The organism is Candidatus Polarisedimenticolaceae bacterium, assembly GCA_036275915.1.
Taxonomy (GTDB): Bacteria; Acidobacteriota; Polarisedimenticolia; order Polarisedimenticolales; family DASRJG01; genus DASRJG01.
Genome location: DASUCV010000009.1, coordinates 12,170 through 25,986 on the forward strand (window position 1 = coordinate 12,170; position 13,817 = coordinate 25,986).

Annotated in this window: 20 protein-coding genes; 6 read left to right on the plus strand and 14 right to left on the minus strand. The window is 69.8% G+C overall.

The window, feature by feature from the left end:
- Nucleotides 1-14: 14 nt before the first annotated feature.
- Nucleotides 15-1,160 carry a DUF2914 domain-containing protein gene (locus tag VFV19_07015; protein ID HEX4824046.1) on the plus strand — a complete coding sequence of 382 codons (1,146 nt, stop codon included), beginning with the start codon at nt 15-17 and terminating at the stop codon, nt 1,158-1,160.
- Nucleotides 1,161-1,202: 42 nt separating this feature from the next.
- Here VFV19_07015 and VFV19_07020 read toward each other — a convergent pair whose 3' ends face one another.
- From VFV19_07020 to VFV19_07030, 3 genes are read right to left on the minus strand one after another with little or no spacing between them, the layout of a single operon-like run.
- Nucleotides 1,203-2,063, minus strand: coding sequence for a hypothetical protein (locus VFV19_07020; GenBank protein ID HEX4824047.1), 861 nt, complete (start codon nt 2,061-2,063; stop codon nt 1,203-1,205).
- Between the two features lie 14 nt (nt 2,064-2,077).
- The gene (locus VFV19_07025; GenBank protein HEX4824048.1) at nt 2,078-3,622 is read right to left on the minus strand and encodes a M56 family metallopeptidase; all 1,545 of its coding nucleotides are present in this window, start codon (nt 3,620-3,622) and stop codon (nt 2,078-2,080) included.
- On the minus strand, nt 3,619-3,993 hold the full coding sequence (locus VFV19_07030) for a BlaI/MecI/CopY family transcriptional regulator (protein ID HEX4824049.1): 375 nt from the start codon (nt 3,991-3,993) through the stop codon (nt 3,619-3,621). The genes VFV19_07025 and VFV19_07030 overlap by 4 nt, the downstream gene beginning before the upstream one ends.
- A gap of 154 nt (nt 3,994-4,147) precedes the next feature.
- Between VFV19_07030 and VFV19_07035 the strand changes: the two genes are divergently transcribed.
- Nucleotides 4,148-5,368, plus strand: coding sequence for an exopolysaccharide biosynthesis polyprenyl glycosylphosphotransferase (locus VFV19_07035; GenBank protein ID HEX4824050.1), 1,221 nt, complete (start codon nt 4,148-4,150; stop codon nt 5,366-5,368).
- On the opposite strand, the gene VFV19_07040 is transcribed toward VFV19_07035, so the two are convergent.
- The 10 genes from VFV19_07040 to VFV19_07085 all read right to left on the minus strand — a co-directional run bounded on the left by VFV19_07040 (nt 5,320) and on the right by VFV19_07085 (nt 11,586).
- Nucleotides 5,320-6,033 (minus strand): response regulator transcription factor, encoded by a 714-nt coding sequence (locus VFV19_07040; GenBank protein HEX4824051.1) that lies wholly within the window; start codon nt 6,031-6,033, stop codon nt 5,320-5,322. The two genes, VFV19_07035 and VFV19_07040, sit on opposite strands and share 49 nt — an antisense overlap.
- Before the next feature lie 26 nt (nt 6,034-6,059).
- Nucleotides 6,060-6,692 carry a response regulator transcription factor gene (locus VFV19_07045; GenBank protein ID HEX4824052.1) on the minus strand — a complete coding sequence of 211 codons (633 nt, stop codon included), beginning with the start codon at nt 6,690-6,692 and terminating at the stop codon, nt 6,060-6,062.
- Nucleotide 6,693: 1 nt separating this feature from the next.
- Nucleotides 6,694-7,623 carry an ATP-binding protein gene (locus VFV19_07050; GenBank protein ID HEX4824053.1) on the minus strand — a complete coding sequence of 310 codons (930 nt, stop codon included), beginning with the start codon at nt 7,621-7,623 and terminating at the stop codon, nt 6,694-6,696.
- The gene (locus VFV19_07055) at nt 7,620-8,243 is read right to left on the minus strand and encodes a SpoIIE family protein phosphatase (protein HEX4824054.1); all 624 of its coding nucleotides are present in this window, start codon (nt 8,241-8,243) and stop codon (nt 7,620-7,622) included. Before VFV19_07055 ends, VFV19_07050 begins: the two co-directional genes overlap by 4 nt.
- The gene (locus VFV19_07060) at nt 8,231-8,650 is read right to left on the minus strand and encodes an anti-sigma regulatory factor (protein ID HEX4824055.1); all 420 of its coding nucleotides are present in this window, start codon (nt 8,648-8,650) and stop codon (nt 8,231-8,233) included. The genes VFV19_07055 and VFV19_07060 overlap by 13 nt, the downstream gene beginning before the upstream one ends.
- Nucleotides 8,622-9,005, minus strand: coding sequence for an STAS domain-containing protein (locus VFV19_07065; GenBank protein HEX4824056.1), 384 nt, complete (start codon nt 9,003-9,005; stop codon nt 8,622-8,624). The genes VFV19_07060 and VFV19_07065 overlap by 29 nt, the downstream gene beginning before the upstream one ends.
- A 26-nt stretch (nt 9,006-9,031) precedes the next feature.
- Entirely contained in the window at nt 9,032-9,952 is a 921-nt protein-coding gene (locus tag VFV19_07070) for an STAS domain-containing protein (protein ID HEX4824057.1), read from the minus strand.
- Between the two features lie 337 nt (nt 9,953-10,289).
- A complete protein-coding gene (locus VFV19_07075) occupies nt 10,290-10,781 on the minus strand; it encodes a hypothetical protein (protein ID HEX4824058.1) in 492 nt (163 codons plus the stop codon).
- The gene (locus tag VFV19_07080; protein HEX4824059.1) at nt 10,778-11,089 is read right to left on the minus strand and encodes a hypothetical protein; all 312 of its coding nucleotides are present in this window, start codon (nt 11,087-11,089) and stop codon (nt 10,778-10,780) included. Before VFV19_07080 ends, VFV19_07075 begins: the two co-directional genes overlap by 4 nt.
- Entirely contained in the window at nt 11,086-11,586 is a 501-nt protein-coding gene (locus VFV19_07085; GenBank protein ID HEX4824060.1) for an RNA polymerase sigma factor, read from the minus strand. The genes VFV19_07080 and VFV19_07085 overlap by 4 nt, the downstream gene beginning before the upstream one ends.
- A 129-nt stretch (nt 11,587-11,715) precedes the next feature.
- On the opposite strand from VFV19_07085, the gene VFV19_07090 reads away from it, so the two are divergent.
- The 4 genes from VFV19_07090 to VFV19_07105 are packed head-to-tail and all read left to right on the plus strand — an operon-like array spanning nt 11,716 to nt 13,405.
- Nucleotides 11,716-12,177 carry a periplasmic heavy metal sensor gene (locus VFV19_07090; GenBank protein HEX4824061.1) on the plus strand — a complete coding sequence of 154 codons (462 nt, stop codon included), beginning with the start codon at nt 11,716-11,718 and terminating at the stop codon, nt 12,175-12,177.
- A 13-nt stretch (nt 12,178-12,190) separates the two neighbouring features.
- Complete coding sequence (locus tag VFV19_07095) at nt 12,191-12,709, plus strand: RNA polymerase sigma factor (protein ID HEX4824062.1); 519 nt, start codon at nt 12,191-12,193, stop codon at nt 12,707-12,709.
- Nucleotides 12,706-13,023, plus strand: coding sequence for a hypothetical protein (locus tag VFV19_07100; GenBank protein ID HEX4824063.1), 318 nt, complete (start codon nt 12,706-12,708; stop codon nt 13,021-13,023). Before VFV19_07095 ends, VFV19_07100 begins: the two co-directional genes overlap by 4 nt.
- Complete coding sequence (locus VFV19_07105) at nt 13,016-13,405, plus strand: hypothetical protein (GenBank protein HEX4824064.1); 390 nt, start codon at nt 13,016-13,018, stop codon at nt 13,403-13,405. The genes VFV19_07100 and VFV19_07105 overlap by 8 nt, the downstream gene beginning before the upstream one ends.
- On the opposite strand, the gene VFV19_07110 is transcribed toward VFV19_07105, so the two are convergent.
- The gene (locus VFV19_07110) at nt 13,375-13,794 is read right to left on the minus strand and encodes a hypothetical protein (GenBank protein HEX4824065.1); all 420 of its coding nucleotides are present in this window, start codon (nt 13,792-13,794) and stop codon (nt 13,375-13,377) included. The two genes, VFV19_07105 and VFV19_07110, sit on opposite strands and share 31 nt — an antisense overlap.
- Between the last annotated feature and the right edge of the window lie 23 nt (nt 13,795-13,817).

Below are 13,817 nucleotides of genomic sequence, written 5' to 3' on the forward strand. Positions count from 1 at the left end.
GGTACACTTTCCGCATGGAATCGACCGGCGGCCGCCTTCGCGAGGAGCGCGAGACGCGCGGGATGTCGCTCGCCGACCTCGCCGAAGCGACCGGGGTCGGCCTCCCCTACCTCGAGGCGATGGAGGCGGGAGACTTCGACGCGCTTCCCGGCCGCGCCTTCGGCAAGCTCTACATCCGCGCCTACGCCGAGGTGCTCACCTTCGATCCGCAACCGCTCATCGAGCAATACGACCGCGAGCGCCGCGGCGAAGGGCACGGCGGTCCTGATCCCACCCGCCCCGCCCCGGCCGGCTCGCGTCCCGTCGCCGAAGCGATCGCGCGATGGAAGGCCGCGCGGAGCGACGTCGTGGCGGAGTCGCTCGAGCCGGAGTTCGTCGAGCCGGAGTTCGTCGAGCCGGAGTTGGTCGAGCCGGAGACGGTCGAGCCGGAGGCGGTGGCCGACGCCGAGCCGGCGGCGACGCAGCCCGAACCCGAGCCCGTGCCGGTGCTCGAGCCGCTCGTGCCGGAGCCGGAGCCCGCGCTGGCGATCGGAATGATCGCGCCCGATCCGCTCGCTCCTCCCGTCGCTAACACGGACGCGCCGCGCTCTCGACGATCGCTCTTCATCGCCGGCCTCGTCGTGGCCGCGATCGTCATCGCGATCCTCTTTGCCGTCTCACGCCGCTCGACTTCGACGGAACCCGCCTTGCCACCGGTGGCGACCGCTCCCGTCGCATCGCCGCCACCGGTTTCTCCTCCCGCGCCCGTCGTCAAAGAGGAAGCTCCCGCGGTCGCGAAGTCAGCGCCGGCGCCGCCTCCCAAGGTCTCGCCGCCGAAGCCTTCGGGACCACCGAGCGATCTCACGATCTCGGAGTCGGGGCTCGGACGGCGCGTCGTCTCGGGACGTCTCGAAGGCGAGGGCACGGAGTTTCACGAAGGCGACGTCGTCTGCTTCCAGACGCGCGTGTTCGGCGGACGGCGCGGGGACGCGATCCGGCATGTCTGGATCTACGAAGGCCGCGCGCAGCAATCGATCCCTCTCCGCGTGGGCGACGCCGACTGGCGAACGCACAGCTCGAAGACGATCTACAAGTCGGGCTCGTGGTCGGTCGAGGCGCGCGACGCCGGCGGTCACGTCCTCGCCAGCGCTGCGTTCACGTGCAGACCTCGCGGACAGTGACCGTGTTTCCAAGAATCCGAAGAGCGCGGTAGGTTCGTTCGACTAATCGATCCCGTGATCGTGGAGCGAGACGATCTGATCGACCGTGAGCCCGGTGTAGCCTGCGGCCGAGACGCGGGCGACATAGGCCGGATCGACGCCATGGTCGTGGAGACGGAGGATCTCGTCGACGGTGAGCTCGGGGCGTCCGTTCGCGGTGAGCCCTTTGACGAACGACGCTGCGACGCCGTGATCGTGCAGGCGGACGGCGTCGTGCACGCCCACGTTCGCGTTTCCCGACGCGGCGAGATCGCGCACGTACGTGGGGTCGACACCGTGATCGTTGAGCTCGAGGACCGTCTCGACGTCGAGGCCGGGAGCGGCGGCGCCGAGCGCGCGGAGCGTCGATGCCTCGACACCGTGATCGCGGAGCCTCACGAGATCGGCGACGTTCGCGTCCTTCAAGCCAGCCGCCTTCACCGCCGCGGCGAAGTCGAGCGAGATCCCCCGGACCGCCATCCCGAGCAGCTCGTTCTGGGCGATCGTCTCGTAGCCGAGCGCGGCGAGCTTCGAGGCGAAATCGGGTGAGCCGACGAAGCGGAACTCGCCCGAGGCGAATCCCAGGTTGGATCGTCCCGTGAGGAAGAACGTACCGGCGTCCCGCACCATGACGAACGACACCTCGGCGTGCGTGGCGCGGAGCTGGTCGCGGGTGAGACCCTTCAGCTCGGCGAGCGGCTGGGACGAGCCCCACTCCCATCGTGAGCTCGACGTGCCCTGCTTCAGGTCGAGCTGGACCTGCTCGCCGGGGATCCAGTTGTTGATGCTCCACGTGCCGGCGGGTGTCGCGGCCTCGTCGGCGGCGAGCGCAGCCGTGACGGCGAGACCGAGAGCCAGGCTGATGCAGGCGATACGTCCCCTCATCGTCGTCCTCCCGCTCAGATGACGCCGCCGCGCGCGAGCGCGAGCACCTGCGTCACCGTCATCTTGTCGAACCCTTGGCGCCGCATCGAGCGGATGCGGTCCATCGTGACCCCGTAGTTCCGGAGCTCGATCGCCTCGGCGGCCGGGTCGTCGCCGGGACCGATCGCGCGCAGCACCTCGAACGTGGCGGCGTCGACGCCGTGATCGCGAACGGCGATGAGCGTCTCCGTCGGGAACGGCCCGAACGAGAGCGCGCGGATGCGCGCCAGCTCAGCCGGATCGATGCCGTGCTCGGCGAGCCGGATCGCCGTATCGGTCGCGAGGTCGGCCACGAGTCCCGACTGCACGATGCCGCGGACGAAGTCCGGGCGCACGCCGTGGTCGTGGAGCTGGATGAGATCGTCGACTGGCAGGTGGCCGAGACCCGCCGATGCCATCGCTGAGGCGTAGGCGGGATCGACGCCGTGGTCGTGGAGCGCGAAGATCTGCTCGAGGCTGAGGTCGCCGTAACCGGCCGCGGTGAGGCCGCCGAGGAACCCGTCGAGCTGGGCAGGCTTGGCGGGCTTCGCCCCGGCGAGCGCCTCGGGCTGCGGCGCCCCGAGCCCGAGGACGACGGCCGACGCGACGGCGAGGGCGCCGAGCCACGCCGGTGCCGTGGAGCCTTCGCGGCGGGGCACGCCTGCGAGCCGCTCGATGCGCCCGAGGAGCGAACCGCCGCCTGCCGCGAGGACGGCGGCGGGTGCGACCTCCGCGTCGAGCGCCGCCATCGCGCGCGCGTAGGCGACGCGGTCGCCGCAGGCGGCGATCGCGAGATCGTCGGCGACGTGCTCGCGCTCGATGCGCATGCGACGGCTCACCCACCAAACCGCGGGATGGTAGAAGAGCACCGTCTCGACGGCGATCTGGAGCAGGTTGACGAGGTAGTCGCGGCGGACGATGTGGGCCAGCTCGTGCGCGAGCACCATCTCGATCTCCGCCGGCGTGAGCGCGGTCACCGTCGAGAACGGCAAGAGGATGACGGGCCGCCACCAACCCAGCGTCACCGGCCCAGGCGCCGTCGTCGAGAGCGAGATCTCGACCGGCCGGACGAGGCCGAGCCGTGCGCCCAGGGAACGAGCCGTCTCGATCCATGCGACCGCCGGCGATGCCCCACGCCGGCGCATGCGCTGCGCGCCCCACCAGCCGGCGAGCGCGCGGAGCCCCGAGAGCGCGACGCCGCAGATCCAGAGGGCGACGATCCACCTCAGCGCATCGGGAGGAGCAGGAGCGGCGGCCGGCGATGCGGCGACGGCCGGGGCCGCGGGACTCTCGCTCGCGACGACCGCCGCCGCGGAAAACGAGATCGCTTCCCGGCTCGGCCGCATCGTCCTCGCGACGAGCGTCATCACCGGCGACGCCGCCATGAGCGCGAGTGCCGTGCCCAGGACGGCGTAGCGCGCCCGCGGCCGGCTCTTCACGAGCAGCGCGAGCGCGAGCGCGGAGGCGAGCGCGATCGCCGCGCCTTGCCAGACGAAGTGGATGAGCGTCCAGGCCAACGCATCGACGATCGTGGGCGTCATCGGCGTTTCTCCTCCATCGCGTCGAGCAGGCGGCGAATCTCCTGCCGCTCGGCGGGGCTCGACGGCTTGGCGGCGAGGGCGTGAACGACGAGACGCGACGCCGAGCCGCCGAACACCGAGTCGACGAGGTCGCGGACGAGCTGCGCCTGCGTCTTCTCGCGCGGCAGGCGCGCCTCGTACACGTGGGCGCGCTGCGACTCGTTGCGCCGGACGAGGCCCTTGTCGGCCATGATCTGCAGGAGCTTGAGCGTCGTCGTGTAGCCGGTCGCGGTCTCCTCGCGCGCGTCGTGGACCTGCCGCACCGTCGACGGGCCCAAGGCCCAGAGCGTCCGCAGGATCGTGAGCTCGGCGGCCGTCGGTTTATTGCGCATGTGGAGATTATCTACGAAGCTTTTCGTAGATGTCAACCCCCGGCAATCCTCGAGCGTGGGCCGCTCGGGCCGGATTTGCGGGAAATCCCGCCCGCGCGATCGGGAATCCGCCTCATGGTCGCGCTCACGGCGAGCTCGTATCGTCGATCTCAACATGACGATGCTCCTCGACGAAGTCCAGATCCAGGCGGAAGCGGCGACGCCCACCCTCGCGTCACGTCCAGGTCGTCGCGTCCCCCGTTCGGTTCTCGTCCCGGCGCTCACGCGCCTCGAGCCCCCGATCGCCTCGGCCGCGCCGATCCGTCGCCTCCTCGTGGTCGGCACCGGCGCTCTGGCGCACAGCGTCGTCGCCGCGGTGCGCGCGGACCGGACCCGTCGTTACGAGTTCGTCGGAGCCTGCGGGGAGGCGGAGGGCGACGGCCTACCGGCCGGCACCTTCCCGATCCTGGGGCCGGTCGATCGCCTCCCGCACCTCCTGGAGACGCACGCGATCGATACCGCAGTCGTCGCGATCGACGAAGGGAAGGTGCCGCTCCCCGTCCGCGGGCTCATGCGCGCGCGCCTGCGCGGCACGCGTTTCGAGCGCTCCACCGAGTTCTACGAGCGCCTCACCGGGAAGATCGCCATCGAGACGATGACGCCGCGCGACGTCCTCTTCGCCTCCGGCTTCCCTCACCGCTGCCTCGCGGGCAGCCTCGCCCGCGTGACGAGCGCGCTCGTCGCCGGCCTCGCGCTCCTGGCGGCGTCGCCGCTCCTGGCGCTCATCGCCGTTGCAATCGTGCTCGACTCGCCGGGACCGGTGTTCTTCGTGCAGGAGCGCGTCGGCTTGCAGGGCCGCAGCTTCCGGCTCATCAAGTTCCGCACGATGCGCGTCGACCGCGAGGCGCCCTCCGAGTGGGTCCGTGACAACGGGCACCGGATCACGCGCGTCGGCTACTGGCTCCGCCGTTTCCGTCTCGACGAGCTCCCGCAGCTCATCAACATCGTGCGCGGCGAGATGAACCTCGTCGGCCCGCGTCCGCACCCCGCCGCGAACTACCCCCTGCTCGCGACCGTGATGCGCAACGTGCCGGAAACTGGCGTCGAGATCCCGCTGTACTCGCTCCGAACCCTCGTGCGGCCCGGGATCACAGGTTGGGCCCAGGTCAAGTACGGCTACGCGAACGGAGTCGTCGAGGAGGTCGAGAAGCTCCGGTACGACCTCTACTACCTGAAGCACCGCTCGATGTGGCTCGACCTCCGGATCCTCCTCGAGACGTTCAGCGTCGTGTTCTTCTCGAGGACGTTCGAGACGTCGGCCTCTTCCGACGAGGACGAACAGGTGACCTACGGCCCCTCGAACTCCAGCCGGTCCTCGCTGAGATCCAGCCGGTAACCGACGCCCCTCACCGTCAAGATCCGCGGCCCCTCCATCTCCAGGATCCGCCGGAGGCGCCGGATGTGGACGTCGAGCGTCCGCGACGTGATGCCGGTGCCCACGGCGTAACCCCACACCTTCGAGAACAGCGTCTCGCGGCGGACGATGCGCCCGCGCGCCTCGAGGAGGACGCGCAGCAGCTCGAACTCCTTCGACGTGAGGCGGAGCCGGCGCCCCGACGACGTCACCTTGTAGCGGTCGAGGTCCATCTCGACGGCGCCGGCGCGCAAGGTCACGCCTTCCGACGGCCGCGCGGTACGACGGAGCACGGCGCGCATCCGGGCGATGAGCTCGCGCGGGTTGAACGGGCGCGAGACGAAATCGTCGGCGCCGTGCTCGAGGGCGGCGACCTTGTCGGCGTCCTCGGTGGTCGCACTCACGACGACGACGGGGATCTCGGGGGCGTGGAGGCGCTGGCGGATGTGGCGGCAGACCTCGAGGCCGTCGAGCACGGGGCGCTCGAGATCGAGCAGGATGAGATCGGGCGCGGCCGACGAGGCGGCGGCGATCGCTTCCAACTCGTCGCGCGCCTGCACGACGTCGAAGCCTTCGTCGGCCAGGCGGTCACGGAGGCTCGGCCCGTTTTCGGGCCGGTCGCCCAGCATGAGGATCCGGTTGGGCACGGCATACCTCGTCGCGTGCGCTCCACTCAGGGTTGAATGATCCCTTCTCGGATGGCGTAGCGGACGAGGCCCGCCGTCTCGTGAATGTTGAGCTTCGCCATGATGCGGCCGCGGTGAGACTCGGCCGTCTTCACGCCGACGCCCAGGAGACTCGCGACCTCCTTCGTCGTCTTCCCCTCCGCGACGAGCTGGAGCACCTGCCGCTCGCGCGGCGAGAGCTCGACGGTGGCGAGGGGCTTGCGCGCCAAGTAGGCGTCCACGACGTCGCGTGACAGGCCGCGGCTGAGATAAACGCCGCCCCGCGTGACGTCCTTGATCGCGCGGACGAGGTCCTCGACCGCGCGCGTCTTGAGGAGATAGCCGGAGACTCCGGCCCGGAGCGCCTCCAGGAGGCGGTGGTCCTCCGAGAACATCGTGAGGAGGATCGTGCGGGTGTCGGGCGAGGCGCGCTGGATCTCGCGCGCCGCGTCGATCCCGTTCAGGTTCGGCATCGCGATGTCGAGGAGGGCGATGTCGGGGGAGAAGTGTTTCACGAGGCGTACGGCTTCGGCGCCGTCCTCCGCCTCGCCGACGACCTCGAAGCCGTCCTTCTCGAGGAGCGCCCGGAATCCCTGTCTCACGATCTGGTGGTCATCTGCGATCACGACACGAATGGCCATGTCATACCTCCGCGGGAATCGTCGCCATGACGACGGTGCCGCTCCCCGGAGCCGACGACACGTCGACCGTGCCGCCGAGCGCATCGGCGCGCTCCCGCATACCGACGAAGCCGAGGCCGCGGGACTCCTGGGGCGAGCCGTTCAGGATGCGCACGTCGAATCCGACGCCGTCGTCGGCGATCGAGCACCGGATCTTCGGACCGTCCCGGCTGACCCGGACGACGGCTTTCTTCGCGTGCGCGTGCTTGCCTACGTTGATGAGCGCTTGCTGGATGATGCGGTAGAGCACGGTCTGCGCGGTGATCGAGAGGCCAAGGGCCCCGGCGCACTCGACCGTGACCGGGACGCCGGTACGGATCTCGACCCCTTCGGCGAGGAACGCGAGGGCGGCCGCGAGGCCGACGTCCTCGAGCACCATCGGCCGGAGCTCGTGGGAGAGGCGCCGGAGCTGCGACTCGACGACGTCCAGGCGCTCGCGCACCTCCTCCACCTGCGGACGCACCCTCGACGGCAGCTTCCGGTCGAGCTCATGGAGCGCCAAGTGGACGGAGACGAGGAGCGGCCCGAGGTCGTCGTGGAGGGCGTGAGCGATCCGGCGCGCTTCGTTCTCGAGCGTCTCGTTGACGCGGCGGAGCGCCGTGTTCGTCTCGAAGTAGCCGCGGTGCACGATCTCGAACGGCGAGAGCGCCTCGACGAGGAACGCCTGCGCGCCCACCCACGCCGAGCCGTCGCCCGTCAGGATGCCCGCCTCGTGGATCCTCACGAGCGCCTCGTCGTGGAGGCTCGCCACGTCGAGGACGCCCATGCCGGCGGCGAGGGCCTGGCGGCCGATCTCGTAGGCGTGGCTCAGCGGGCCCTCTCCCGCGGCCCTGAGATGGGCGCGCAGCCAGCTCGCGTAATCGTCGGCGAGGCGCTCGCGCTCGGCGATCACGACGTCACCGCCCCGCCGCAGAAGCGGCCGACGAGGACGAGCGCGTCGTCGTTGCCGCGGCCGAACTCGTCGATGATCCGGTGCGCGATGTCGCGCGGATCGCGGCCGGGGTGGTAAGCCGCGCGAAACCCCGGACGGACGCCGTCGGTCGCGAGGATGACGACGTCGCCCTCGACGACAGGCGTGATCTGGATCTGGAGCGTGGGGAGCACGGTGCCGATGAGCCCGCCGCGGACGAGCAAATTGACCTCGCGGCATCGGCCCGCTGGATCGAGGCGCATGAGCGTGGCGGCGACGTCGCCGACGCCCGCCCAGGAGAGCTCTTTCCGCGAGAGGTCGAAAGACGCGACGGTCATCGTCGCGCCCCGCGTGCCGCGGAGACGCGCGTGGCACTGGGTGATGAGCGCCGCGACGGACGACGACACGTTCGCCGCGAGGGTCGAGATCGCGATCCTCGCGACGCTCTCCGCCTCGACGCCGTGGCCGACGCCGTCGACGACCGCGAGGAGCGTCCCGCCGGGGAACTCGTGCACGAGGTAGGCGTCGCCGATGACGTGCTCCCCCGGATGCGGGGTCGCACCGACGGCCCAATCGACGCGCGCACCGCTCAACGTTTCCATTTCGTCGCCGTCACCGTCGTCCCCACGCCGACTTGGGTCTCGATGCTCATCTCGTCCATCAATCGCTTGACGCCCGGGAGGCCGAGGCCGAGCGACGAGGAGGTCGAGTAGCCGGGCTCCATCGCGCGGTCGACGTCCGCGATGCCGGGCCCGTCGTCGCTCGCGATCACCGTGACGCCGTTGACTTCGCGGTTCACGACCTGGCGCAGCGCGATCCTCCCGCCGTGCGCGTAGAGAAGGAGGTTACGCGCGAGCTCCGAGATCGCGGTCGTGATCAAGACCTGATCGGTCGCCCCGAACCCCGACCGCTCCGCGAGGAGCCGTCCCCGCCTCCGGGCCGTCACGATGTCCGCGTCGGTCCGGATGTGGAGATCCTCTTCAACGTCTTCGGGGATCGCTGCGCTCACTGTTGTGGCCCTTTTGTTCAAGATGCGCGAGCCCTTCCTCGAGATCGAGCGCCGTCGCCACGTCCTCCAGCATGAGTCCGAGCTGAACCATGGCGAAGGCGACCTCCGGCTGGATGCCGACGATCACCGTGTGCGCGCCGCGCAGCCGGATCATGTGCGCGATGTCGCTGAGCGTCCTGGTCGAGAACGAATCGATCACGTCGAGAGCGGTGACGTCGACGATGACGCCCTTCGAGCGCGACTTGCCCACCTTCTCCACGATCGCATCCCGGAGCTGCACGAGATCGGCGTCGTGCAGCGCGGTCTGGATGCTCGCGATCAAGTAGGGACCCTGCTTCAGGATCGGAACTTCCACGGGACTCCCTCCTCGCGAGCCGGCCTCTAGACACCCTCGGGCTCGAGCGTGCCGTCGTCGTGCTTCGGCACGACGCGATAGCCGAGAAGGCGCTCCGCCTCCTCGATGCCGCCCTGGAGATCGCCCACGGTCGTCATCTTCGACAGCTCGACGCCGATGTTGACGAGGGTCTGCGCGATCTCGGGGGAGAGGCCGGTGACGATGACCGTCGCGCCGAGGAGGCGCGACGCCTCCACGGTCTGCACCAGGTGGTTCGCGACGTTGGTGTCCATCGCCGCGACCCCCGTGATGTCGATGACCACGACCTTCGCGCGGTTCGCGCGGATCCCGCGCAGGAGCTGCTCGGTGAGCTGGCGCGCCCGCATCGGGTCGATGAGGCCGATGATCGGAAGGATGAGCAGCCGGTCGCGCACCTGGAGAACCGGCGTCGACAGCTCGCGGATCGCTTCCTGCTGCTCGCGGATCGTCCGCTCGCGCTCCTGGACGAAACCGACCGCGACCGTGATCGCGATGCGGTTCGCCGCCGGCTCGTAGGCGTCGAGAACGCGGCTCAGGTGACGGACATCCGATTGATATTTGGCGAACAGCGACCGCGCGAGCACGTCCCTCAAGAGGAGAACGATGCCGACGACCTCATTCGTTTCGACGCCGCGCGGGATGATGCGCTCGGAGAGGTTCCGCGCGTACGCCTGCATCGCCTGGAACGTCCCCGTCTCGAGCGCCTCGACGTAATTGTCGTAGACCGACGTCGTCTCCGCGAAGATCTCGTCCTGGCTCATCGCCGTGAGGAAGCCCGCGCCGGTGATCCGCCGCGCCCACTCCTGACGGAGCTGGCTCGACTGATCGCGCAGGTGCGCGACGAGCTGGCGCAAGAGCAACGTGTTGGCTTCGGGCTGAGGGTCGCCCGCTGCGATCCGGTCGTCATTCCTGTTGGTCAACGTGCTCACGGCTCTCCTCCTTGTCTGTCCCCGAGCGAAGTCACCGGAAATCCCGGCACGTCGTTTATACCGTCCCGCGGAAAGCCTCACGACACATGCAAACTGCGTGTAAACGGCCACGTGAGCGCAGGGACGAAGGGGGAGAAGAGATCGACGCCGCAGGAAAGAGCGCGAGGGCGGGACTTCGAGCGCCGCAGGCCGGTCGCGCGACGGGAAGACGCCGGAGCCGGCTCCCGCGAATCCCTTCCGCGACCGAGGAGATATTCCCTACGGCACTGAGGTGATCACCGGAGGGAAGGCGCGTCGAAAGTGAGGGAGCGGCTCGATGAGCCGCCCCCTTTTCTCTCTAGGGAAGCGACGTGACGAGCACCACGCGAGCCTGCTGGTCGGTGGTCGACGTTCCGAGCACGATCGTTTCGCCGCGCTTGATGGTGAACGACGTCTGGATGTAGGTGGGCGTACCCATCGCGCCGCTCGCCATCGGAATCGGCTCGGCCGCGCGGAGCTGGAACGCGTGGATGTTGATCGAGTCGCCGGAGCTCCGGTCGCGATCGAGCACGAATTCCACGGTGTAAGTGCCGAGCCGCGCTTGCGCTTGCTGGTCCAATTGCAGCAAGGTCTCGGCCTCGACCGCGAAGCTGCGATACGTCGTCATCACCTTCCGGAAGTCGGCGAGCGCCTTCGCCTCGCCCGGCGGCAGGTCGGGGACCGTCCCGTCCTTGCGCGACGCCGCCATCACGGCGACGTGGAAGCGCTCGGTCGTGGGACGATCCGCGGCGAACACGGCGACGCTCGCGATCGTCAGAACGATCATCGTCATCAAGAGAACTCGCTTCATGATCTGAGCTCCTTCGCGTCGGGCGTGCCGACGAACCAGAGGATCCGTGTACCAGCGGGGGCGGTGAGGAGGATGCGCGTCGGCGCAGGGGGCGACGCCGCGGTTGGAGTCTCGGGGAGGCGCACCTCGGTCCAGACGAAGAAGACGACCGCGACGACGGTCGCGGCGGCGAGCGCCCAGCGCGGCAACGGGCGGCCGGCCGCGGGACGCTCCGCCGCGGCCACGAGGCGAGCGCGCATCGCGGCGCGGTCGAAGCTCGAGAGCTCGCGCCCCGTCGCGGGGTCGTGCTCGCGCAACAGATCTCTCATGACAGCTCCCTCCGCAGGGCCTTGAGCGCCGTGTGGTGGTGCCACCGCGCCGTGACCGCCGCGATGCCGAGGATCTCCGCGACCTCGGCGAGCGTGTGACCTTCGATCTCGTGGAGGACGACGACCGCGCGCTGGCGGACCGGCAGCTTCCACACCGCGTCGCGGACCGCGGCGCTCATCCCCGGATCGGCGTCGCGATGCGAATCCTCCTGCGCGGCCTCGGCGGCGTGCGCGCGGCGGACGACCGCGCGGCGATGCCGGTCGCGGCAGAGGTTGACGAGCACCCGCACGAGCCACCGCTCGGCGGCGACGGGGTCGTCCGGAGGCCGGTGCTCGATCGCGCGCAGGAACGATTCCTGGACGAGGTCGCGCGCGTCGTCGCCGCCCCACGTCATCCGGAGCGCCAGCCGGTAGAGGCGCGCGTGGTGGCGGTCGAACAGCTCGCCGATATCCGACGTCACCGTACCGTGTCCCTCGAGAAAGAGCGTCCGTTCCATCACCCCTACCTACGCGAGGGGCCGGAAAACCGTTGGGCGAGGTTACGATTGTTTTGGTCCGGATGACACACCGGAGCCCCGCCGGTCGTCTCCTCGGGGAACGCCCCCGGAGGCGTAAGGAGAAGAAAGATGAAGAGAGTCCTGAGCTTTGCCGCGATGATCGTCCTGGCGGTGACCGTTGCCGCGGCGCAGGGTTACGGACACGGGCCCCACGGTCCAGGCGAGCCCGGCATGAATCTGGCGGACCACCTCACCAAGATGCTCGACCTGACGCCCGATCAGACGTCGAAGGTCCAGGCGATCGTCTCGAAGTACACGGACGGGTCGATGGGAGAGAAGATGCGCTCGATGCAAGAAGCGCAGTCCACGCTGCATCGCACGGTCCACAATCCGGACGCCACCGACGCACAGGTCCAGCAGGCAGTTGGCGTCGTCAGCGGGATCCAGGGCCAACTCGCCCTCGAGCAGCATCACATGGCGGTCGAGGTCGGCACCGTCCTCACCGCCGACCAGAAGGCGAAGTTCCAGCAGATGATGAGCGAGCACCGCGAACACGACGGTCCCCCGCCCATGCAGGGCGGCGGATTCTGATCACGCTTCCGTGGTGGCCCCCCCTCTCGCGGACGAGGCCTCGCTTCTTGCCGCGGCCCGGGAGGGGGACCACGAAGCAGGACGCCTCCTGATGCGCGAGCACGGTCCCTCGATGGTGCGCACGGCCTGGGCGGTCCTCGGCCGCTACGGATCGCGCGATGCCGATGACGTGGTGCAGGAGGCGTTCCTGGCCGCGCTCACGACGCCGGCGCTTCCGTCGGGTGACGTCGGCGCGTGGCTGCGGTCGATCACGGCGCGGAAGGCCCTCGACGCCGCGCGCGCGACGAAACGACGGGGCGAGGGCGAGCTGGTCGACGTCCCGCGGGCCGATGCGGCGGGAGACGTCCTCGCGGTACGTCAGGCGCTCGCGCGTCTCGCCCCCACGGACCGCGCGGTCATCGTGCTCGTCGATCTCGAGGGTCGATCGATGGCGGAAGCCGCCCTGAGCCTCGGCATCACGAACGTCGCCGCGCGCCTGCGCGCCGTCCGCGCGCGGCGCAAGCTCGCGAAGATCCTGGAGCCGGCGCGATGAAGCGCGACGACGTCCGCCGCGCCTTCCGCTGGGCCGAGGGCGACGAGATCCCTCGGGTCGATCCGCTCGTCGATGCCGTCCCTTCGCTGATCGCCCGGGCGAGGAGCGCGCCCGCCGCTCCGGTCTCGTACTGGCCCGCGGTGCCGCGTCTCGCGACCATCACGGCACTCGCCGTCGTCGTCGCGGTCGCGCTCACGCTCACGAGCCGGAGCGAGACCTCGAGCACGTTCGAGCGCGTGATGATGGGAGGATCGGCGAGCACCGGCGATCTGCTCCTCGACGCCGTCCTCGGCGTGGGACGGAACGATGGCTGACGCGGCGCCGTCGCGGTCGTACGCCGTCGTCGTCGTGTTCGCCCTGGGGACGATCTTCGGCGCGGCGCTCACCGTGATCCTCCTCCATCTTCGCGGCGGCATGCCGATGCCGTTCGGCCATCACGGCGGCGTGCACGGACCGCGCGCCGAAGCCGACGCGATGGTCGAGCACATGGAGCACGAGCTGGGCCTGAACGAGGCGCAGCGCGCTCGGATCAAGGAGATCCTGGACGACGCGCACGACAGGGTCCACCAGACTCTCGAAGAGACGCACAAGAAGATCCGCGCGCTCCTGACGCCCGAGCAGCAGGAGAAGTTCGACGCCATGCGACCGCCGGAATTGCCGTTCCCTCACCGCGGAGGGGCGCCGCCGCCTCCGTAGCGCTCCTGGAGCGGCGCGAGGATGTAGCCGTAGAGGAGGAGCGCCATACCGATGAGCATCGGGATCAGGCCGGCGAACTGAACGTCTTGATCGCGTGCGACGTTCATCAGAAAGACCCAGATGCCGACCCCCGCGGCGAAGGTCACGAGTCCGCCGAGCCGCATCGCCTCGCGCCTCCGGCGGTCCGCGGCGCGCTCCTGCTCCTTGAACAGCTCGATCGCCGTGGTTCCTCCGGCTCCGGTCGTCTCGGCGAGCTTCTTCAACGTTTCGCTCCGGTAGTACGCCTCGCGCTCGCGCCTCCGGGCGTCGGTCCACGTCGTCACCGCGAGAAACCCGAACAAGGAGAAGCTCCCCGCAGCTACGATCAAGGCGATGGCTGAGCCATTCATCCTGCTCTCCCTCCGCGGCACCC

Coding starts and splice junctions, on each gene's coding strand:
- VFV19_07045 (HEX4824052.1), bottom strand. CDS start 6,692: ATGGCCATTCGTGTCGTGATCGCAGATGACCACCAGATCGTGAGACAG.
- VFV19_07075 (HEX4824058.1), bottom strand. CDS start 10,781: ATGAAGCGAGTTCTCTTGATGACGATGATCGTTCTGACGATCGCGAGC.
- VFV19_07055 (HEX4824054.1), bottom strand. CDS start 8,243: ATGGAAACGTTGAGCGGTGCGCGCGTCGATTGGGCCGTCGGTGCGACC.
- VFV19_07085 (HEX4824060.1), bottom strand. CDS start 11,586: ATGGAACGGACGCTCTTTCTCGAGGGACACGGTACGGTGACGTCGGAT.
- VFV19_07020 (HEX4824047.1), bottom strand. CDS start 2,063: ATGAGGGGACGTATCGCCTGCATCAGCCTGGCTCTCGGTCTCGCCGTC.
- VFV19_07015 (HEX4824046.1), top strand. CDS start 15: ATGGAATCGACCGGCGGCCGCCTTCGCGAGGAGCGCGAGACGCGCGGG.
- VFV19_07105 (HEX4824064.1), top strand. CDS start 13,016: ATGGCTGACGCGGCGCCGTCGCGGTCGTACGCCGTCGTCGTCGTGTTC.
- VFV19_07080 (HEX4824059.1), bottom strand. CDS start 11,089: ATGAGAGATCTGTTGCGCGAGCACGACCCCGCGACGGGGCGCGAGCTC.
- VFV19_07100 (HEX4824063.1), top strand. CDS start 12,706: ATGAAGCGCGACGACGTCCGCCGCGCCTTCCGCTGGGCCGAGGGCGAC.
- VFV19_07025 (HEX4824048.1), bottom strand. CDS start 3,622: ATGACGCCCACGATCGTCGATGCGTTGGCCTGGACGCTCATCCACTTC.
- VFV19_07035 (HEX4824050.1), top strand. CDS start 4,148: ATGACGATGCTCCTCGACGAAGTCCAGATCCAGGCGGAAGCGGCGACG.
- VFV19_07090 (HEX4824061.1), top strand. CDS start 11,716: ATGAAGAGAGTCCTGAGCTTTGCCGCGATGATCGTCCTGGCGGTGACC.
- VFV19_07110 (HEX4824065.1), bottom strand. CDS start 13,794: ATGAATGGCTCAGCCATCGCCTTGATCGTAGCTGCGGGGAGCTTCTCC.
- VFV19_07030 (HEX4824049.1), bottom strand. CDS start 3,993: ATGCGCAATAAACCGACGGCCGCCGAGCTCACGATCCTGCGGACGCTC.